This is a genomic window from Pseudomonas sp. AS2.8, assembly GCF_014190935.1.
Lineage (GTDB): Bacteria > Pseudomonadota > Gammaproteobacteria > Pseudomonadales > Pseudomonadaceae > Chryseomonas.
Genome location: NZ_JACHVV010000003.1, coordinates 828587 through 847460 on the forward strand (window position 1 = coordinate 828587; position 18874 = coordinate 847460).

General features: G+C 65.1%; 17 protein-coding genes and 1 tRNA gene. 12 read left to right on the plus strand and 6 right to left on the minus strand.

The features are described 5' to 3' along the window. Nucleotides 1-161 precede the first annotated feature (161 nt). From FHR73_RS16305 to FHR73_RS16345, 9 genes are all read left to right on the plus strand, one after another. Nucleotides 162-320 (plus strand): YqaE/Pmp3 family membrane protein, encoded by a 159-nt coding sequence (locus FHR73_RS16305; protein ID WP_007159763.1) that lies wholly within the window; start codon nucleotides 162-164, stop codon nucleotides 318-320. A 264-nt stretch (nucleotides 321-584) separates the two neighbouring features. Further along, the gene (locus FHR73_RS16310; RefSeq protein ID WP_183632638.1) at nucleotides 585-4115 is read left to right on the plus strand and encodes a response regulator; all 3531 of its coding nucleotides are present in this window, start codon (nucleotides 585-587) and stop codon (nucleotides 4113-4115) included. 3 nt (nucleotides 4116-4118) lie between these two features. Next, nucleotides 4119-4937 carry a protein-glutamate O-methyltransferase CheR gene (locus FHR73_RS16315; protein WP_183632640.1) on the plus strand — a complete coding sequence of 273 codons (819 nt, stop codon included), beginning with the start codon at nucleotides 4119-4121 and terminating at the stop codon, nucleotides 4935-4937. 1 nt (nucleotide 4938) lies between these two features. Next, nucleotides 4939-5526: a chemotaxis protein CheB gene (locus FHR73_RS16320; protein WP_183632642.1), complete on the plus strand. Its 588-nt coding sequence runs from the start codon at nucleotides 4939-4941 to the stop codon at nucleotides 5524-5526. Next, nucleotides 5519-6715, plus strand: coding sequence for a hybrid sensor histidine kinase/response regulator (locus FHR73_RS16325; RefSeq protein WP_183632644.1), 1197 nt, complete (start codon nucleotides 5519-5521; stop codon nucleotides 6713-6715). Before FHR73_RS16320 ends, FHR73_RS16325 begins: the two co-directional genes overlap by 8 nt. A gap of 96 nt (nucleotides 6716-6811) precedes the next feature. After that, nucleotides 6812-7630, plus strand: coding sequence for an NAD(P)-dependent oxidoreductase (locus FHR73_RS16330; RefSeq protein ID WP_183632646.1), 819 nt, complete (start codon nucleotides 6812-6814; stop codon nucleotides 7628-7630). 11 nt (nucleotides 7631-7641) lie between these two features. Beyond that, nucleotides 7642-8520 carry an SMP-30/gluconolactonase/LRE family protein gene (locus tag FHR73_RS16335; RefSeq protein WP_183632647.1) on the plus strand — a complete coding sequence of 293 codons (879 nt, stop codon included), beginning with the start codon at nucleotides 7642-7644 and terminating at the stop codon, nucleotides 8518-8520. 161 nt (nucleotides 8521-8681) lie between these two features. Continuing rightward, nucleotides 8682-9941, plus strand: coding sequence for an acyltransferase (locus FHR73_RS16340; RefSeq protein ID WP_183632648.1), 1260 nt, complete (start codon nucleotides 8682-8684; stop codon nucleotides 9939-9941). Between the two features lie 58 nt (nucleotides 9942-9999). After that, a complete protein-coding gene (locus tag FHR73_RS16345; RefSeq protein ID WP_183632649.1) occupies nucleotides 10000-10581 on the plus strand; it encodes a DUF4337 domain-containing protein in 582 nt (193 codons plus the stop codon). Nucleotides 10582-10599: 18 nt separating this feature from the next. Here FHR73_RS16345 and FHR73_RS16350 read toward each other — a convergent pair whose 3' ends face one another. From FHR73_RS16350 to rpsU, 5 genes are all read right to left on the minus strand, one after another. After that, the gene (locus tag FHR73_RS16350) at nucleotides 10600-11367 is read right to left on the minus strand and encodes a nuclease-related domain-containing protein (protein WP_183632650.1); all 768 of its coding nucleotides are present in this window, start codon (nucleotides 11365-11367) and stop codon (nucleotides 10600-10602) included. Nucleotides 11368-11518: 151 nt separating this feature from the next. Continuing rightward, nucleotides 11519-11595, minus strand: a tRNA-Ile gene (locus FHR73_RS16355). A gap of 103 nt (nucleotides 11596-11698) precedes the next feature. Continuing rightward, complete coding sequence (gene rpoD, locus FHR73_RS16360) at nucleotides 11699-13552, minus strand: RNA polymerase sigma factor RpoD (protein ID WP_183632651.1); 1854 nt, start codon at nucleotides 13550-13552, stop codon at nucleotides 11699-11701. A gap of 76 nt (nucleotides 13553-13628) precedes the next feature. Then, nucleotides 13629-15536, minus strand: a complete 1908-nt coding sequence (dnaG, locus tag FHR73_RS16365) for a DNA primase (protein WP_183632652.1) — start codon at nucleotides 15534-15536, stop codon at nucleotides 13629-13631. A gap of 163 nt (nucleotides 15537-15699) precedes the next feature. After that, nucleotides 15700-15915: a 30S ribosomal protein S21 gene (gene rpsU, locus FHR73_RS16370; RefSeq protein ID WP_007159750.1), complete on the minus strand. Its 216-nt coding sequence runs from the start codon at nucleotides 15913-15915 to the stop codon at nucleotides 15700-15702. A gap of 205 nt (nucleotides 15916-16120) precedes the next feature. Between rpsU and tsaD the strand changes: the two genes are divergently transcribed. After that, the gene (gene tsaD / locus FHR73_RS16375) at nucleotides 16121-17146 is read left to right on the plus strand and encodes a tRNA (adenosine(37)-N6)-threonylcarbamoyltransferase complex transferase subunit TsaD (RefSeq protein WP_183632655.1); all 1026 of its coding nucleotides are present in this window, start codon (nucleotides 16121-16123) and stop codon (nucleotides 17144-17146) included. 45 nt (nucleotides 17147-17191) lie between these two features. Here the strand turns inward: tsaD and plsY are convergent, their stop codons facing one another. Then, complete coding sequence (gene plsY, locus FHR73_RS16380; protein WP_183632656.1) at nucleotides 17192-17761, minus strand: glycerol-3-phosphate 1-O-acyltransferase PlsY; 570 nt, start codon at nucleotides 17759-17761, stop codon at nucleotides 17192-17194. Between the two features lie 110 nt (nucleotides 17762-17871). Between plsY and folB the strand changes: the two genes are divergently transcribed. Then, nucleotides 17872-18225, plus strand: coding sequence for a dihydroneopterin aldolase (gene folB / locus FHR73_RS16385; protein WP_007159747.1), 354 nt, complete (start codon nucleotides 17872-17874; stop codon nucleotides 18223-18225). Further along, complete coding sequence (folK, locus tag FHR73_RS16390; RefSeq protein ID WP_183632658.1) at nucleotides 18222-18755, plus strand: 2-amino-4-hydroxy-6-hydroxymethyldihydropteridine diphosphokinase; 534 nt, start codon at nucleotides 18222-18224, stop codon at nucleotides 18753-18755. Before folB ends, folK begins: the two co-directional genes overlap by 4 nt. Nucleotides 18756-18874: the final 119 nt, after the last annotated feature.

The following is an 18874-nucleotide window of genomic DNA, read 5'->3' on the forward strand; positions in this document are numbered from 1 at the left end:
CTTACAGGGATAGATGGCCAAGGATTGGCGGCCCGACAAGGATGTCGGGTTAAGTCTGCGAAACCCCGCTTCGGCGGGGTTTTTTATTGCCTGCCGGAACCTGATTCAGGCCCTGCCAGTCTTAGAGGCATCTTCTTGCCTGCCCTCTACTGGAGCCTGAAATGGACCTCATCCGCCTGATCTTCGCCATCATCCTGCCGCCCGTGGGCGTCTTCCTCCAGGTCGGTTTCGGCGGCGCCTTCTGGCTCAACATCCTGCTGACGCTGCTGGGTTACATTCCGGGTATCATTCATGCCGTCTGGGTGATTGCCCGTCGCTGAACCAGCGGCCTGATCGCGGCCCGAATGCCGCGATCGCCTGGCTGACCCGAGGGTCAGCGCCGACCGGAGCGAAAGGGGCCAGAGGGCAAGACGCCTGCGCTAGGCGGTCGCGCCTCCCATGGTCCTGTTCGAGGCCTTTCGGCCAGCCGGTGTCGGTATCCTTGATCGACCGTCGGTTGCGCCGCGGTCAGTGACGACACCCCTCCGCAGGCCGAGGCTTTGCCGTCGCCGACCGTTTTGTCCCGTACAAGGCTTTCAGACCCCATGAATCGCGAGTCGCCCCTCGATCAGAAGCACTTCAGCCAGATCCTCAAGCGCAATCTTTCCCTGCCTCTGAGCATCGGTGTCTTCAGCGCGATCTTCTTTATCGCCATCATCTATTACTTGCTGAAGGTAACCCAGTGGGTCGAGCACACCGACCGCGTCATCAGCGAGGCCAACGCCAACTTCCGCCTGGTGGTCGATCTGGAAACCGGGATGCGCGGCTATCTGCTCAGCGGCAATACCGCGTTCCTGCAGCCCTATGAGCGCGCCCTGCCCAACGTCGAGCCGCAACTGGATGAGCTGAAGAATCTGGTCAGCGACAGCGCCGTGCAGATCCGCCGGCTGGAGCGGATCGAAGCGGTGCACCGCGAGTGGCGCCAATACGCCAGCCAGGTGATCGAGGCGCGCCGTACCGGGGGAGACTTCCAGACCCCGCTGAGCGATGGCCAGGGCAAGAATCGCATCGACAGCATCCGCCGCGACTACACCGATTTCATCGCCTACGAAGAGCAGATGCGCGCCGAGCGGACCGAGACGGCCAGCCGCATGACGGTGATCTTCGTCGCCGCCTTCCTCATCGTCAGCCTGCTGCTCTCGGGCATCATGGCCTTCTTCGGGCGCCGCGAACTCATGCGGCTCTCCGCGACCTATACCCGACTGCTCGACCAGCAGGCCGAGCACACCGACAATCTGGAGCGGCAGAGCTGGTTCCGCTCCGGCCAGAATCAGCTGTCGGAAGCGGTCATCGGCCAGGCGACGCTGGCGCCGCTGGGGCAGAGCATCCTGCAATTCCTGGCGCGCTATCTCGGCGCCGCGGCCGGTGCCCTCTATGTACGACTCGACGACGGCACCCTGGAGCGCGTCGCCGACTACGCCCTGGACGACGAGGGCCGTCGCCGTCGCCAGCGCCTGGCGCCGGGCGAGGGCCTGGCCGGGCAGGCCGTGCTGGACGGGCGCCTCGTGGCGCTCGACCAGTTGCCCCTCGACTACCTCAAGGTCAATTCGGCGCTGGGCGAGCGCCAGGCCAGCGCGGCGCTCATCGTGCCCATCGAGAACGATGGCCGGGTGAACGGCGTGGTCGAACTGGGCTTCCTGCGCGCCCTGCGGCCGCAGGACGAAGAACTGCTGACCCTGATCGCTGATTCCATCGGCTCCTCGGTGGAAGCCGCGCGCTATCGCCAGCGGCTGCAGCAGGTGCTGGCGGAAACCCAGCAACTCAACGAAGAGCTGCAGGTACAGCAGGAAGAACTGCGCACCGCCAACGAAGAACTGGAAGAACAGTCCCAGGCGCTCAAGGAATCCCAGGTTCATCTGGAGCAGCAGCAGGCCGAACTGGAGCAGACCAACGAGCAGCTCTCCGAGCAGGCCCAGGAACTGCTGCAGCAGCGCGATGTGCTGGACGACCGCAACAACCGCCTCAACGAAGCCCAGCAGCTGCTGGAAGACCGGGCACGTGAACTGGAAAGGGCCAGCCAGTACAAGTCCGAATTCCTGGCGAACATGTCCCATGAATTGCGCACGCCGCTGAACAGCTCGCTGATCCTCTCCAAGCTGCTGGCGGACAACCCGGCCGGCAACCTCAGCAGCGAGCAGGTGCGCTACGCCGAGTCGATCTATTCGGCGGGCAACGACCTGCTGACGCTGATCAACGACATCCTCGACATCTCCAAGGTCGAGGCCGGCATGCTGGAGATCCGCCCGGAGCAGATGTCCGTGCGCCGCCTGGTGGAGGCCCTGAAGACCGCTTTCGAGCCGGTGGCCCAGAACAAGGGCGTCGCCTTCGTGGTGGAGCTGGATGCGCGGATGCCGCCGGCTTTCTTCAGCGATCGCCAGCGGGTCGAGCAGATCCTCAAGAATCTGCTGTCCAACGCCTTCAAGTTCACCGAGCACGGCCAGGTGACCCTGCGCCTGTCGCTGGAAGACGGCCAGCCCAGCTTCGCCGTGAGCGATACCGGCATCGGCATCGCCGCCGAGCAGCAAGAGCTGATCTTCGAGGCCTTCCGCCAGGCGGACGGCGCCATCACCCGTCGCTACGGCGGCACCGGCCTGGGGCTGTCGATCTCCCGCGACCTGGCGCTGCTGCTGGGTGGCACCTTGAGCGTCACCAGCCAGCCGGGCGAGGGCAGTACCTTCACCCTGCGCCTGCCGCTGGAGTACCAGGAAGCCGCCGCGCCCAGTCAGCCGGTCACGCCGATCATGGCGCAGACCGCCATGCCGACTGCGGCGCCCACGCCCCTGCCGACCCTGGCCGCCACCCCGCGTCCATCCGCGCCACCGCCCATCACCGAGGCCGCGGCGCCGGTGGGGTCGGCCTTCGCCGATGACCGCGACAGCTGGCCCTATCCGGATCGCCGGGTGCTGGTGATCGAGGACGAGGTGCCCTTCGCGCAGATCCTCTTCGATCTGGCCCACGAGCTGAAGTACAGCTGCCTGGTGGCCCATCGTGCCGAGGAAGGCTTCGCCGCGGCGCTGGAATACCGTCCCGACGCCATCCTGCTGGACATGGGCCTGCCGGATCATTCCGGTCTCACGGTGCTGGAGCGACTCAAGGAAAATCCCCTGACCCGGCACATCCCGGTGCACGTGGTCTCGGCCTCGGATCGCATCGAGACGGCCATGCACATGGGCGCGGTCGGCTACGCCATCAAGCCCACCACCCGCGACGAACTGCGCGAGGCCTTCAATCGCCTGGAAGCCAAGTTCGCCGCCGGCATCAAGCGGGTGCTGCTGGTGGAAGACGACGCCCTGCAGCGCGACAGCATCGCCAAGCTGATCGGCGACGTGGACGTCGAGATCACCGCGGTGGAGATGGGCAGCCAGGCCCTGGAACTGCTGCGCGACGAGGTCTACGACTGCATGGTCATCGACCTCAAGCTGCCCGACATGGAAGGCGGCGAACTGCTCCAGCGCATGGCCAGCGAAGACATCTGCTCCTTCCCGCCGGTGATCGTCTATACCGGACGCAGCCTGACCCGCGACGAAGAAGCGGCGCTGCTCAAGTATTCTCGTTCCATCATCATCAAGGGCGCGCGCTCGCCGGAGCGTCTGCTCGACGAGGTGACGCTGTTCCTGCACAAGATCGAGGCCGACATGCCGCTCGATCGCCAGCGCATGCTGGAAAGCGCCCGCAGCCGCGAAAAGGCCTTCGACGGCCGTACCCTGCTGCTGGTGGACGACGACGTGCGCAACATCTTCGCCCTCACCAGTGCCCTTGAGCAGAAGGGCGCCAAGGTGGAGATCGCCCGCAATGGCCTGGAGGCGCTGGAGAAGCTCGACAACAGCGACACCATCGACCTGGTGCTGATGGACATCATGATGCCGATGATGGACGGCTACGAAGCCATGCGCGAGATCCGCAAGCGGCCGCACATGAAGAAGCTGCCGATCATCGCCATCACCGCCAAGGCCATGAAGGACGACCAGGAGCGCTGCCTCGCCGCCGGCGCCAGCGACTACCTGGCCAAGCCCATCGACCTGGACCGGCTGTTCTCGTTGATCCGCGTCTGGATGCCGTCGCTGGAGCGGCTGTAGGTCATGAGCGAACGGCTGCAGGACATCGAGCTGAGGTTGCTGCTGGAAGGCATCTTCCTGAGATACAGCCACGACTTCCGCAATTACTCCAAGGCCTCGCTCAAGCGCCGGGTGCTGCAGGCGCTGACGCGCTTCGACTGCCCGAGCATCTCGGCGCTGCAGGAGCGGGTGCTGCGCGATCCGGCACTGTTCGCCGAGCTGCTGCAATTCATCACCATCCCGGTCAGCGAGATGTTTCGCGATCCGGGCTACTTCCTCGCCCTGCGCCAGCAGGTGGTGCCGGTCTTGCGCACCTACCCCTCGCTCAAGGTGTGGATCGCCGGCTGCAGCACCGGCGAGGAAGTCTTCTCGATGGCCATCCTGTTCCAGGAGGAAGGGCTGCTCGAACGCACCCTGTTCTATGCCACCGACATCAATCCGCGCTCCATGGAAAAGGCCCGGCAGGGCATCTTCCCGCTGGAGCGGATGCGCGCCTACACCGCCAGCTACCAGAAGGCCGGCGGCACCCGGGCCTTTTCCGACTACTACACCGCGGCCTACGATGGCGCCCTGTTCGACAAGTCGCTGATCGCCAACGTGACCTTCGCCGACCACAGCCTGGCCACCGACAGCGTCTTTTCCGAGACGCAGCTGGTGTCCTGCCGCAACGTGCTCATCTACTTCAACAAGAATCTGCAGAATCGGGCACTCGGCCTGTTTCACGAGTCCTTGAGTCACCGCGGCTTTCTCGGCCTGGGCAGCAAGGAGTCGCTGGACTTCTCCGCCTATGCCAGCCACTTCGAGCCGGTGGTGAAGCAGGAACGGCTGTTCCGCAGGCTCTAGCATGTTCCCGCCCCTGAAGCCGTTGCGCCTCATCGTCATCGGAGCCTCTGCCGGCGGGCTGCAAGTGCTGCTGCGCCTGCTCTCGACCCTGCCGGCCAGTTACCGCCTGCCGCTGGCCGTGGTGCTGCACCTGCCGGATGACCGCACCTCGCGCCTGGCCGAGCTGTTTCAGCAGCGGCTGGCCTTGCAGGTACGCGAGGCCGAGGACAAGGACGCTATACTGCCGGGCACCCTGTATTTCGCGCCGCCGGGTTATCACCTGCTGGTGGAGGACGACTTCAGCCTGTCGCTGTCGCGCGACGAGCCGGTGCAGTTCTCCCGGCCGTCCATCGATGTCCTGTTCGAAAGTGCGGCCGATGCGCTGGGCGAGCAGGTCTGCGGCATCCTGCTGACCGGTGCCAACCACGACGGCGCCAGCGGTCTGCAGGCCCTGGCTCAGAACGGCGGCGTCACCGTCGTCCAGTCGCCGCAATCCGCCGAGGTGCCAACCATGCCCGAGGCGGCACTGAAGAGATTCCACCCGGATTTCGTGCTGGATGTGCCGGGCATCCATCTATTGCTCATCGAGCTGGAACGCGACCATGGCTGAAGTACCCGTCGAACAGGCGAAGCTCCTGCTCGTAGACGACCTGCCGGAAAATCTCCTGGCACTGGAAGCCCTGCTGCGCAGCGAGGCGCTGGAGATCTTCCAGGCCAGCTCCGCCGAGGCCGCGCTGGAGCTCCTGCTGATGCACGAATTCGCCCTGGCGATCCTCGATGTGCAGATGCCGGGCATGAACGGTTTCGAACTGGCGGAGATGATGCGCGGCCTGGAAAAGACCCGGCACATTCCCATCGTCTTCGTCAGCGCCGCCGGCCGTGACCTCAACTATGCCTTCAAGGGCTACGAGAGCGGTGCGGTTGACTTCCTGCACAAGCCCCTCGACGTCCATGCGGTGAAGAGCAAGACCCGGGTCTTCGTCGACCTCTACTGGCACCGCAAACGCCTGGCCGAGCAACTGGTGGCCCTGGAGCAGAGTCGCCAGGAGCAGGAGATCCTGCTCGCCGAGCTGCGCCAGACCCAGGTCGAGCTGCAGCAGGCGGTGCGTACCCGCGACGATTTCATGTCCATGGTCTCCCACGAACTCAAGACGCCGCTCAACACCCTGATGCTCGAAGCCCAGTTGCGCCGCATGTACCTGGACAAGGGCAAGCTGGAGGCCTTCACCCCCGACAAGCTGGCCGGCATGGCCGAGCGCGACGAGCGGCAGATCCAGCGCCTGGTGCACCTGATCGACGACATGCTCGACATCTCGCGCATCCGCACCGGCAAGCTGTCGATCCGCCCCTCGCAGTGCGACCTCGCTACCCTGGTCAACACCGTGGTCGACAGCTTCGCCTCGCAATTCGCCGCCGCCGGTTGCCCGGTGGAGCTGCACGCCGAAGGCCCGGCGCCCGGCTACTGGGACGAATTCCGCATCGAGCAGGTGATCACCAACCTGCTGACAAACGCCATGAGATACGGCGCCGGACGTCCGGTGGAGATTTCCCTGCGCAGCGACGGCGCCGAGGTGGAGCTGAGCGTCAAGGACCACGGCATCGGCATCCCGGTGGAGCACCAGGCGCTGATCTTCCGCCAGTTCGAGCGCGCCAGCGGCACCGAGAACATCGCCGGCCTGGGCCTGGGCCTCTATATCGCCGACCAGATCGTCAAGGCGCACCACGGCAGCCTGCACGTGGAAAGCCTCGCCGGGCAGGGCGCGACCTTCCGCCTGCGACTGCCCTGTCTGTCGGCCTAGGTAGCATTGACAGGACCCCAGGGGCCCGCGAGAATCGCTAAAAGAGGTGAGATGTCGTACCTCTTGCCAGATAACTCCATAAGAAGGCGCCCCCTCATGTCCGAAGTCTCCTCGTCACCTTTCCACCGTCTGTTGCTGACCGGCGCTGCCGGCGGCCTGGGCAAGGAGCTGCGCCAGCGGCTCAAGGCCTATGCCGAGATCCTGCGGCTGTCCGACATCGCGCCGATGGACGCTGCCGAAGGCCCGGCGGAAGAGGTGGTGACCTGCGACCTGGCGGACAAGGCCGGCGTCCATGCCCTGGTGGAAGGCGTCGATGCCATCCTGCATTTCGGTGGCATCTCCACCGAGCATGCCTTCGAACCCATCCTCGAAGCCAACATCCGCGGCACCTTCAACCTCTATGAGGCCGCGCGGCGCCACGGGGTGAAGCGCATCGTCTTCGCCAGCTCCAACCATGTCATCGGCTTCTATCGCCAGGACCAGCGCATCGACGCCAGCGTGCCCCAGCGTCCGGACAGCTACTACGGCCTGTCCAAGGCCTTTGGCGAAGACCTGGCGACCTTCTATTTCGATCGCTATGGCATCGAGACGGTGAGCATCCGCATCGGCTCCTCCTTCCCCGAGGCGCAGAATCGCCGCATGCTCGCCACCTGGCTGAGCTACGAAGACCTGACCGATCTCATCCTGCGCAGCCTGACCACGCCGGATGTCGGCCACACCATCGTCTATGGCGCCTCCAACAACCGCGACAGCTGGTGGGACAATCGTCTGGCCGCGCACCTGGGCTTCCAGCCCAAGGACAACTCCGAGAAGTTCCGCGCCAAGGTCGAGGCCCAGCCCATGCCGGCGGCGGACGATCCGTCGAGGGTCTACCAGGGTGGTGCCTTCGTCGCCACCGGTCCTTTCGACGACTGAGGTAGGCCGCCATGACTGCTGAATTGCTCGTCGATGCCCGCAACGCCACCGGTGAGTGCCCGGTCTGGCAGGTCGCCGAACAGGCGCTCTACTGGGTCGATATCCCTGCCAAGCGGCTGCACCGCTGGACCCCGGCTGGTGCCCTGGACAGCTGGAGCGCACCGGAAATGCTCGCCTGCATCGCCGCCCGCGAGGGTGGCGGCTGGCTCGCCGGCCTGGAAAGCGGCCTATTCGCCCTGCAGGCCGAGGCTTCCGGCCCGCTCCGCGGCGAGCGCCTAGTCGCCCTCGACCATGCCCAGCCGGCGATGCGATGCAACGACGGTCGCTGTGATCGCCAGGGCCGCTTCCTGGTGGGCACCATGGTTCAAGACATGGCGAAGGGCGTCCCGGCTGGTCGCCTCTACAGCCATGCGGCCGGCGAGGGCGCCCGGCTGCTGCTGGACGACCTCATCGTGCCCAACGGCTTGGCTCTGAGCCCCGATGGCCGCACGCTCTATCTGTCCGACTCCCATCCCAGCCGCCAGCTGATCTGGGCCTTCGACTACGATCCCGACAGCGGCACACCCAGCAACCGGCAGCTGTTCGTCGACATGAACGTCCATCCCGGCCGGCCCGATGGCGCCGCGGTGGATGTCGACGGCTGCTACTGGATCTGTGGCAACGATGCCGGCCTGATTCATCGCTTCACGCCCGACGGTCGTCTCGATCGCTCCCTGGCCGTGCCGGTCAAGAAGCCGGCCATGTGTGCCTTTGGCGGACGCAACCTGGATACCCTGTTTGTGACCTCCATCCGTCCGGGTGGTGATCTCACCGACCAGCCGCTGGCGGGTGGACTGTTCGCCCTGGACCCCGGCGTGCAGGGGTTGCCGGAACCCACCTTCGCCGGCTGAATCAGTCCCGGTTTGAGAGGCCGCAGGACGCCCAAACGGCGGCGTCCTGCGCGGCGCCTGGCAACCTTGGGAAACCGGTTGTCATGCTTTTGTCATGAACATCGGCAGGGCTCACGTCCAGGCGGCTTATAATCAGGTTCTATCCGACGTAAATCGCCGCCATGACCTCTTCAACCGCAAGCCGCCCCACCGCCCGTTACTACGGCCTGGAATGGCTGAGATTCCTCATGGCGCTGTACATGGTCGTCTACCACCTGGGCGGGCTCTACAGCGACCTGCCGGATGCCTTCCGCCGCCTGGCCGGCATGGGCTTCTTCGCCACCAGCACCTTCTTCCTGCTGTCAGGCTTCCTGCTGGCCCATGTCAGCCTGGATCGCCAGGGCGCGCTCAAGGGCAGCTCGCGCGGCTTCGTCCTGCGACGACTGTGCAACCTCTATCCCATCCACCTGCTGACCCTGTTGGTCGCACTAGGGCTGTCCTACTGGTTGTCCCAGGATTCCTGGCTGGAACACGGGGTGCCGGTCTACTACAACCAGCACCCCTATCTGCAGCTGGAGGAAGGCGGCCAGCTGGACGAGATGCTGCCGCTGTCCTGGCTGGCCGCCACCACCCACGTGCTCCTGCAACTGCTCCTGCTGCAATCCTGGGAGCCGCGCTTTCTCTGGCTCAACGGCGCCGCCTGGTCGATCTCGGCGTTGCTGTTCTTCTATCTGCTTTTTCCGCTGCTCGGCCCGCGGCTGATGCGCCTGCGTCGCTGGGCCCTGGCCACCGCCGTGCTCTGGGGGCTCTATCTGCTCGGTCCGCTGGTGGCCACCTGGGCCCAGGCCTTCGATACCGTGACGGTGGGCGTCATCCATCGCAATCCACTGATCCGCCTGCCGGAGTTCCTGCTCGGCATCCTGCTCTATCGCGCCGTGCAGGAGGCCTGGGTGGCCGAGACGACCCAGCGCCTGCGCGTGCCGCTGCTGCTGTTCGGCCTGACCGGCCTGTGGCTGGGCGCCCTGCTGCTGGAAGGCGATGGCCGCCGCTGGTTCTACCTGGTCCACAATGGCCTGCTGACGCCATTCCAGGCCGCGGTGCTGCTGGCCTGCGCCACCTTCGGCGAGCCAGGTCGTGCTGGTGTACGCCGCCTGGCCCAGCGCCTCGGCGAGGCTTCGCTGTGCATCTTCGCCGTCCATACCCCACTGATCGGCGTGCTCGAACCCTGGACCCGTACCCTGCTGGGCTGGATGCATCTGGCCGGCGACAGCCTCGAAGACTTGGCCGAAGACGTCGGCGAGGCCCTGGCGCTGCCCATCCCCATCCCCGGCTGGATGCTGCCGCTGCACCTGGTGCTCATCGTTATTCTCGGCCTGGCGATGCAGCGCTGGGTGGCCGGTCCGCTACGCCGCTGGCTGCAGGCGCGGCTGCCTCAGTCTTAAGAAGGTCTTAAGCCAAACCGGCTAGCCTCGCCGCAGGAATCCGCAGCGGAGCTGAGCCTTGTCCAGCGAATACGAAGTCCACGGTCCCCACGACCACGAGGTGGAGCACGCCGCCCAAGGCGCCCATCGCCGCGACAGCCTCACCGGCCGCATCGCCGTTACCACTGCCATCCTGGCGACGCTAGGCGCGCTCTGCGCCTACCAAGGCGGCAACGCCGAGAGCCTGGCGCTCTACTACAAGAACGAAGAAGCCATCGCCAAGACCGAAGCCGCCAACCAGTGGGGCTACTACCAGGCCAAGGGCGAAAAACAGAACCTCGCCGACCTCGGCGCTGCTCTCGCCAGCAACCCCGACACCGCCCAACGCTTCACCCAGGACAGCCAGCGCTACGCCCAGCAAAAGGCCGAGATCCGCACCAAGGCCGAAGCCCTGGAAGCCAAGGTCGATGCCAACGAAGCCCTGAGCGAAACTCAGCTCCACCGCCACCACCGCTGGGCCCAGGCCACCATGCTGATGCAGGTCGCCATCTCCCTGGCTGCCATCACCCTGCTGACTCGACGGCGCTGGTTGCAGGCGGCGGTGTATGGGGTGGCGGGGGCAGGGGTGGCGGTTGGGGTCTTGGCGCTTCTGCACGTCTGAGTGCTGTGGCCTCAAGCTTCAAAAGCTTTGCATCGTCCGACATCTGGGAAAAGCAGAGCAGCCCCAGAACTGCTGCCCTGCTTTTGCTCCCGACTTCACCGTGCGTATCAGCAGCGCACTGCCACATCTGGGGCATTGCCGCTCCGTAGTCGGATCGCTACGGCGCTTCAGGGTTTGCACGTGTTCTCGGTGGGTGGCGAGGGTCGGTGCGCGACGGCCGGTTTGCAGGGCATGCAGCATCTTTTCGACCTTTGCATCGCTGAACACCGGTTGCTGGAATGATCGGATATAGCGAATGAAGCCGATGCCCTGGGTCACATTGGCCGGCACCTCGGTCTTGAAGGTGCTGCCGCCCACGAAGGTGATGACCGAATGCAGATGCTCCGGGTTGATACCAAGGGCGGCTTCCAGCGCTTTGAGGTGCTTGTAATTTTGCCGCAGCGGATTCTGAAATTTGAAGGTGCGCTTGTAGAGCTTTTGCGTCCACTGCGCCTGGCGTTCGCTGCCAAAGATCCAGCCACTCATGTTCTTCGTCTCTACCACGAAGATGCCGTAGCGCGACAGGAAGACATGATCGATCTGAGTGGTGCCGTCTGGCGTAGGCAGGGTGACATTGTGCAGGCGGCGATAGGTCTGCTTATCGAGCCACCAATGGGCGAAAAGACGTACCAGTAATTCGCCCAGATACCCTTTAGTCCAGGGTGACTTGAGCAAGCCGATGGCGAAGGCGAGGGGTAGCAGCCAGAACAGCGTCGGCGCGAGATGCGCCAGATGGGAGAAGTCCATTTCCCAGATCCTGCAGATAACAGCACGAAGGGTAAGACTAGTGCAGGCAGGGGAGCGGGGTGGGACCGTTCGGTAGGGATTCGCTACCGGCTTTCGGATTGGCTCAAATCCCAGGCACAAAAAAGCCGCACAACGCGCGGCTCCTGAAAGATGGTGGGCCCACACGGACTTGAACCGTGGACCAAAGGATTATGAGTCCTCTGCTCTAACCAACTGAGCTATAGGCCCTATAGCGCGAAGGAGTATACCGGGGGTGGCAGGGATCGCCAAACCCTTGTCGGGCATAAAAAAACCGGAGCCTGGGCTCCGGTTTCTGGTGCAGCGTGGCGCCTTACTCGTCGAGGAAGGAGCGCAGGTGTTCGCTGCGGGACGGGTGGCGCAGCTTGCGCAGGGCCTTGGCTTCGATCTGGCGGATACGCTCGCGGGTGACATCGAACTGCTTGCCCACTTCCTCGAGGGTGTGGTCGGTGTTCATGTCGATGCCGAAACGCATGCGCAGGACCTTGGCTTCGCGGGCGGTGAGGCCGGAGAGCACGTCGCGGGTGGCTTCCTTGAGGCTTTCGCTGGTAGCCACTTCGATCGGGGATTGCATGGAGCTGTCCTCGATGAAATCGCCCAGGTGCGAATCCTCGTCGTCGCCGATGGGCGTCTCCATGGAGATCGGCTCCTTGGCGATCTTGAGCACCTTGCGGATCTTGTCCTCGGGCATCTCCATGCGCTCGCCCAGCTCTTCCGGGGTCGGCTCGCGACCCATCTCCTGCAGCATCTGGCGGGAGATCCGGTTCAGCTTGTTGATCGTTTCGATCATGTGCACCGGAATCCGGATGGTGCGCGCCTGGTCGGCGATGGAGCGGGTGATGGCCTGGCGAATCCACCAGGTGGCATAGGTGGAGAACTTGTAGCCACGACGGTATTCGAACTTGTCCACCGCCTTCATCAGGCCAATGTTGCCTTCCTGGATCAGATCGAGGAATTGCAGACCACGGTTGGTGTACTTCTTGGCGATTGAGATCACCAGGCGCAGGTTCGCCTCGACCATTTCCTTCTTGGCGCGGCGAGCCTTGGCCTCACCGATGGACATGGCGCGGTTGATGTCCTTGATCTGCGAGACTTTCAGCTCGTAGTCACGCTCCAGCTCGGCCAATTGGGCCTGCTTGGCCTTGATGTCGGCCTGGAAGCGCTCGAGACCTTCGGCGTACTTGGGCTTGCCCTTGAGCAGGCCGGCAGTCCACTCGGTGTTGGTCTCGTTGCCGGGGAAGTGGCGCAGGAAGTCGGCACGCGGCATGCGCGCATCGCGCACGGCGAGCTGCATGATGGCGCGCTCGAGGCCACGCACACGCTCCAGGGACTCGCGCACGCGGATCACCAGGGCTTCGTACTGCTTGGGCACCAGCTTGATCGGCGAGAACAGCAGGGCCAGGGCGACGAATTCTTCCACGGCGTGGTCGGTATCGCGGCCGTGCTTCTTCAGCACCTTCTTGGTCTTTTCCAACTGCTCGGCGACCGCGCCGAAACGCAGGCGAGCCTCTTCCGGATCCGGACCGCCGTCGCCTTCTTCCTCGTCGGCGTCGTCGCTTTCTTCTTCGTCGTCCTTCTCGTCGTCCACGGCCTTGGCATCAGTAGCCTTGTTCGGGACGGGCAGGACCTCGCTCTCGTTCGGCAGGCTGCCGTCGTCGGGATCGATGTAGCCGGCGAGGACGTCGGACAGGCGACCGCCTTCGGTGGTGACGCGGGTGTATTCGCTGAGGATGTAGTCGACGGTGCCCGGGAACTGGGCGATGGCGCCCATGACTTCGCGGATGCCTTCCTCGATGCGCTTGGCGATCTCGATCTCGCCTTCGCGGGTCAGCAGTTCCACAGTACCCATTTCACGCATGTACATGCGCACCGGGTCGGTGGTGCGGCCGACATCGCTTTCCACCGCGGCCAGGGCGGCGGCGGCTTCTTCGGCGGCGGCTTCGTCGGTATCGGTTTCCGCCAGCAGCAGGGCATCAGCGTCCGGCGCGGTCTCGAATACGTTGATCCCCATGTCATTGATCATGCGGATGATGTCTTCCACCTGTTCCGGATCTGAAATATCCTCCGGTAGGTGGTCATTGACCTCCGCGTAAGTCAGGTAACCCTGCTCACGACCGCGGGCGATCAATTCTTTCAGACGGGATTGCTGTTGCGCTTTTCCGGACATAGGTACCCTTCCACTGAAGGCTTAGGCGGGCAAAAATAGCTGAACATTATAGCCGGTTAGACGGTGGTCGTGCCAGTTAGGTCACGGACCCCGCCGGACGGCTGAGGAGTTCGCGTAGGCGGTCCTTGTCTTCGGAGCTCAGTTCGCTCTGTCGCGCCTTGCGTAGGAGTTGCTCCAGCGAGCGATCACGCTGGCTGGCGGCTAACCTCGTTATGGTGTCGAAAAACTGTTGTTCAAGGTTGTCGCCGGCAATCAGCCACTCTTTTTCCGCCAAGGCGCGCAGCAGTCGGCCCTGTTCGGTGCCGTGCCAGCGGGCGATGAGCGCTAAGGTGCTCTGTCCCGGTTTCTTCTGCAGCGCCTCGACTAGGGCGACCAGCAGCTGGGCGTACTGATCGCTTTCCTCGGCCAGGTTGCGGGCGTCCTGTACCGCCTGGGCCAGCGTCGGGTGATGCAGCAGGCTGCGTAGCGCGGCCAGCACCGGCGTCTCCACCTTGACCGGTGGCTGGCGCGGGATGCGCTCGCCGCCGCCCTTGCCGTTGAAATCCTTTTTCCAGCCCTTGCCGTCGCGTCCGCCCTTGCCCTCGCGGCGTGGCGTCCACTGCTGCTGCGCCGGCGCTTCCTCGGCATGGGCGTAGGCGTAGTCGCCATAGTCCATAGGTGGCGCATCCTGCGCCGGTGCGGACGGTGCCAGCTGGCTCAGGGCGTCGTTGCCGAGACCGGTGAGCTCGCTCAGGCGCTGGCGCATCAGCAGGCGCAAGTTGTTACCGGGAATCTTCTCGATCAGCGGCGCCGCCAGGGTGGCCAGGTGCGCCTTGCCTTCCAGGGTGGCCGGGTCCGCTTCGATCATCAGTTGCTGGAAGAAATACTCGGCCAGGGGCTGGGCCTGCTGGACGAAGCGCGCCTGGAAGGCATCCGCCCCCTCGGCGCGCACCAGGGTGTCGGGGTCCTCGCCCTCGGGCAGGAACAGGAAGCGCACCCGGAAGCCGTCCTTGAGCACCGGCAGGGCCGATTCCAGGGCGCGCCAGGCGGCGCTGCGGCCGGCCTGGTCGCCGTCGAAGCAGAACAGGATGCTCGGCACGATGCGGAACAACCGCTTGATGTGCTCTTCGCTGGTGGCGGTGCCCAGGGTGGCCACGGCATTGCGGATACCCTGCTGAGCCAGGGCGATGACGTCCATGTAGCCTTCCACGACAAGGATCTCGTCCAGGTCGCGGTTGTGCTTGCGTGCCTCGAACAGGCCGTAGAGCTCCTGGCCCTTGTGGAAGACCGGGGTTTCCGGGGAGTTGAGGTACTTGGGCTTGTCGTCGCCCAGCACCCGACCACCAAAGGCGATCACCCGGCCCCGGCTGTCGCGGATCGGGAAGATCACCCGGTCGCGAAAGCGATCGTAACGCTTGCCGCTCTCGGCGTTTTCTACCAGCAGGCCGGCATCGAGCATGGCCTTCTGCTGCAGGTCGTCGCCACCCAGGTGCTTGCCCAAGTTGTCCCAGCCCGGCGGGGCGAAGCCCAGGCCGAAATCGCGGGCGATCTCGCCGGTGAGGCCGCGCTTCTTCAGGTAGTCCACCGCCGCCTGGCGCTTGGGATGGTTGCGCAGCGCCAGGCGATAGAATTCGGCGGCCGCGGCCAGCAGCGGATAGAGCGGCGAGTCCGTGGGTTGCCGTGGCTTGCGCCGGCCACCGCTTTCCTCGCGCGGCACGTCCACGCCGGCCTTTTTGGCCAGCTCCTCGACCGCCTCGGGAAATTCGAGGTTATCGTGGTCCATGATGAAGCCCAGGGCGTTGCCGCCGGCGCCGCAGCCGAAGCAGTAGTAGAACTGCTTGTCGGGGCTGACGCTGAAGGAGGGCGTCTTCTCGTTATGGAAGGGGCAGCAGGCCATCCAGTTTTTGCCGGCCTTCTTGAGCTTCACCCGTGCGCCCACCACTTCGACGATGTCGGTGCGGTTGAGCAGGTCGTCGATGAAGCCTTGCGGGATGAGTCCGGCCATGGTCAGCGTCTGGATAGAGGAGCGAAGAGCGGAGGGTGGGGCAGGCCAAATGGCCAGAAGGAGAGTCTAGCGCCAGAGGGCGCCAGGGCGAAGCGGGAAGGCCAGAAACAGACAACCCGACCAGAGGTCGGGTTGTTTGATGACGCCAGAGGAGCGCTGTAACTCAGTACAGACGCTCGCGACGGCGCTGCTCGCGCTGTACTTTCTTGGCGTGGCGCTTGACCGCGGCGGCAGCTTTACGCTTGCGCTCGGCGGTGGGCTTTTCGTAGAACTCGCGGCTACGAACTTCGGCCAGTACACCGGCCTTCTCGCAGGAACGCTTGAAACGACGCAGCGCTACGTCGAAGGGTTCGTTTTCTTTGACTTTGACGTTGGGCATCCAGGTCGTACCTTCAAATTTACCGAGGTTTAATCCAACGCTAGCGGCAAAAGGGCACGGGAAGCGTCGGTTTTTAAGGGTTGCGGATAGTAACGCTTCAACTGCCCTGCTGCCAACCCCCGGCGGACGAAAAGCGCTGGCCGGTGCTGGAAGCGGCGCTTATCATGCGCAGCCTGACATTCTATACCCTCGAAGGCTTATCTCCATGCGTGTTCTGGGACTGGAAACGTCCTGCGATGAAACCGGCGTCGCCCTCTACGACAGCGAGCGTGGCCTGCTGGCCGATGCGCTGTTCAGCCAGATTGATCTGCACCGCGTCTACGGTGGCGTGGTACCGGAGCTGGCCTCGCGCGATCACGTCAAGCGCATGCTGCCGCTGATCCGCGAAGTGCTGGACGAGGCGGGCAGCCGTCCCGCGGACGTGGACGCCATCGCCTATACCGCCGGCCCCGGCCTGGTCGGCGCCCTGCTAGTGGGCGCGGCCTGCGCCCAGGCGCTGGCGCTGGCCTGGGGCGTGCCTGCCCTGGGCGTCCACCATATGGAAGGTCATCTGCTGGCGCCCATGCTCGAAGAGCAGCCGCCGCAATTCCCCTTCGTCGCCCTGCTGGTGTCCGGTGGCCATACCCAGCTGGTGCAGGTCGATGGCATCGGTCGCTACAGCGTGCTGGGCGAATCCCTGGACGATGCCGCCGGCGAGGCCTTCGACAAGACCGCCAAGCTGCTGGGCCTGAGCTATCCCGGTGGACCGGAGATCGCCCGCGTGGGCGAGCGTGGCGTCGTGGGGCGGTTCGTCTTTCCGCGACCCATGACCGATCGGCCCGGCCTGGACTTCAGCTTCAGCGGCCTCAAGACCTTTACCCTCACCACCTGGCAACGCTGCCGGGCGGCCGGTGACGACAGCGAGCAGACCCGTTGCGACATCGCCCTGGCCTTCCAGACGGCGGTGGTCGAGACCCTGGCGATCAAGTGCAAGCGCGCGCTGAAGCAGACCGGGCTCAAGTCGCTGGTGATCGCCGGTGGCGTCAGTGCCAACCAGGCGCTGCGCCAGAACCTGGAGCAGATGCTCGGCGAGCTGGGCGGCCAGGTCTTCTATGCGCGGCCGCGCTTTTGCACCGACAACGGCGCCATGATCGCCTATGCCGGTTGCCAGCGCCTGCTGGCCGGCCAGCAGGAAGGTCCGGCCATCGCGGTCAAGGCACGCTGGCCCATGGAGCAGCTGGCGGCGCTCTGAGACGGGCGGAGGGCGTGGCTGGGTAATTCCCGGGCGGCGCCAGGATCAAAAATGACGCTCGGTGCCCTGGCGCAGGGCGCGCAGGTTGTGCCGGTGGCGAATCAGGATGAGCAAGGCGAGCAGCAGCATCGGCGGCAGCAGGTCCGGACGTTGCCAGGCGAACAGCGGCAGGATGCCGAGCACGGCGACCAGCGATGCCAGGGAGGCGATCCTCAGGCTGGCGAACACCGCAGCCCAGAGCACCAGCCCCAGCAGGGCCGCCGGCGGATAGAGGCCGAGCAGCAGCCCGGCCGCGGTGGCGACGCCCTTGCCACCGCGGAAATGGAAGTACAGCGGATAGAGATGGCCGACCACGGCGGCCAGCCCGATCCAGGCCTGCTGCAGGGGCGACAGTCCCAGCTGCTGGGCGATGAGCACGGGAATCAGGCTCTTGCTCAGGTCACCGGCGAGGGTCAGCAGCGCCAGCTTGCGTCCGGCCAGACGCAGCATGTTGCTGGCGCCGGGATTGCCGGAGCCGTCGTGACGCGGATCGCGGGTGCCGAACAGGCGACTGAGCAGCACGGCGAAGGACAGCGAGCCCAGCAGATAGGCCAGCAGGAGCAGCAGCCAGAACATGGTAGGGTTCCGCGCCAGGAGAAGGCTCGATTCTACCGACAGCCCGCCGCCCGACGATAGGCCGGTGGTGACGATCAAACAGAGCACGGCAAAGGTGCGAGGCAAAGGCAGTGGACAAGGTTTTCATCGAGGGACTCGAGGTCGACACCGTGATAGGGGTGTATGACTGGGAGCGTGACATCCGCCAGTGCCTGCGCATCGATCTCACCATGGGCTGGGATATCCGCGCGGCGGCGGCGAACGACGAACTCGAACACACCCTGAATTATGCGGCGGTGGCCGAGCGCATCACCGCCTTCGCCCACGAGACCGCCTTCGAGCTGGTGGAGACCTTTGCCGAGCGCCTGGCCGCCCTGTTGCAGGCGGAATTCAAGCTGCCCTGGCTGCGCCTGCGCATCACCAAGCCGGGCGCGGTGCCGACCGCTCGCGGTGTGGGCGTGGAGATCGAGCGGGGGCAGGCGTGACCCGGGTCCATCTGGGGCTGGGCAGCAATATCCAGCGCGAGCAGCACCTGGGCATGGCCCTGGACGAGCTTGCGACGCTGCTGACCGACATGCAGTGCTCGCCGGTCTTCGAAAGCGAGGCGGTGGGTATCCGCAGTGCGCCCTTCTTCAATCTGGTGGTGGCGGGTGACACCAACCTCGACCCTGCGGCCCTGAGCCAGAGACTCAAGGCCATCGAAACCCGCAGCGGTCGCTATGCGCCGGATCGCCAGGGCCTGCCGCTGGACATCGACATCCTGCTGCATGGCGACCTGACCGGCGAGTTCGCCGGCCTGACCTTGCCGCGCGCCGAGATCCTGCGCAACGCCTTCGTGCTCTGGCCGCTGGCCCTGTTGGCCGGCGAGCGGCGGCATCCGGACAACGGCCGCCGGCTCGATGAGCTGTGGCAAGAGATGCGCGGCCAGACCACCCAGGTGCTGCGGCCGGTGGCTTTCAGCTGGAAGGGTATGGAACTGACGCCAGACGCGTTGCTGGGCGCCGATCGGGTATAGCGCGGCGGTCGTTGGGCTTCGCTGCGCTCAACCCAACCTACGGGAGCTCTTCCCCCCTCTCCCTTTGGGAGAGGGCTGGGGTGAGGGTACGCCTCGCGAAGACCCCCCAGTGGAAAAGG

Bases quoted from the DNA above. Each gene is read 5' to 3' on its own strand.
- FHR73_RS16305 (WP_007159763.1), top strand. From the start codon at position 162: ATGGACCTCATCCGCCTGATCTTCGCCATCATCCTGCCGCCCGTGGGC.
- FHR73_RS16310 (WP_183632638.1), top strand. From the start codon at position 585: ATGAATCGCGAGTCGCCCCTCGATCAGAAGCACTTCAGCCAGATCCTC.
- FHR73_RS16315 (WP_183632640.1), top strand. From the start codon at position 4,119: ATGAGCGAACGGCTGCAGGACATCGAGCTGAGGTTGCTGCTGGAAGGC.
- FHR73_RS16320 (WP_183632642.1), top strand. From the start codon at position 4,939: ATGTTCCCGCCCCTGAAGCCGTTGCGCCTCATCGTCATCGGAGCCTCT.
- FHR73_RS16325 (WP_183632644.1), top strand. From the start codon at position 5,519: ATGGCTGAAGTACCCGTCGAACAGGCGAAGCTCCTGCTCGTAGACGAC.
- FHR73_RS16330 (WP_183632646.1), top strand. From the start codon at position 6,812: ATGTCCGAAGTCTCCTCGTCACCTTTCCACCGTCTGTTGCTGACCGGC.
- FHR73_RS16335 (WP_183632647.1), top strand. From the start codon at position 7,642: ATGACTGCTGAATTGCTCGTCGATGCCCGCAACGCCACCGGTGAGTGC.
- FHR73_RS16340 (WP_183632648.1), top strand. From the start codon at position 8,682: ATGACCTCTTCAACCGCAAGCCGCCCCACCGCCCGTTACTACGGCCTG.
- FHR73_RS16350 (WP_183632650.1), bottom strand. From the start codon at position 11,367: ATGGACTTCTCCCATCTGGCGCATCTCGCGCCGACGCTGTTCTGGCTG.
- rpoD (WP_183632651.1), bottom strand. From the start codon at position 13,552: ATGTCCGGAAAAGCGCAACAGCAATCCCGTCTGAAAGAATTGATCGCC.
- dnaG (WP_183632652.1), bottom strand. From the start codon at position 15,536: ATGGCCGGACTCATCCCGCAAGGCTTCATCGACGACCTGCTCAACCGC.
- rpsU (WP_007159750.1), bottom strand. From the start codon at position 15,915: ATGCCCAACGTCAAAGTCAAAGAAAACGAACCCTTCGACGTAGCGCTG.
- tsaD (WP_183632655.1), top strand. From the start codon at position 16,121: ATGCGTGTTCTGGGACTGGAAACGTCCTGCGATGAAACCGGCGTCGCC.
- plsY (WP_183632656.1), bottom strand. From the start codon at position 17,761: ATGTTCTGGCTGCTGCTCCTGCTGGCCTATCTGCTGGGCTCGCTGTCC.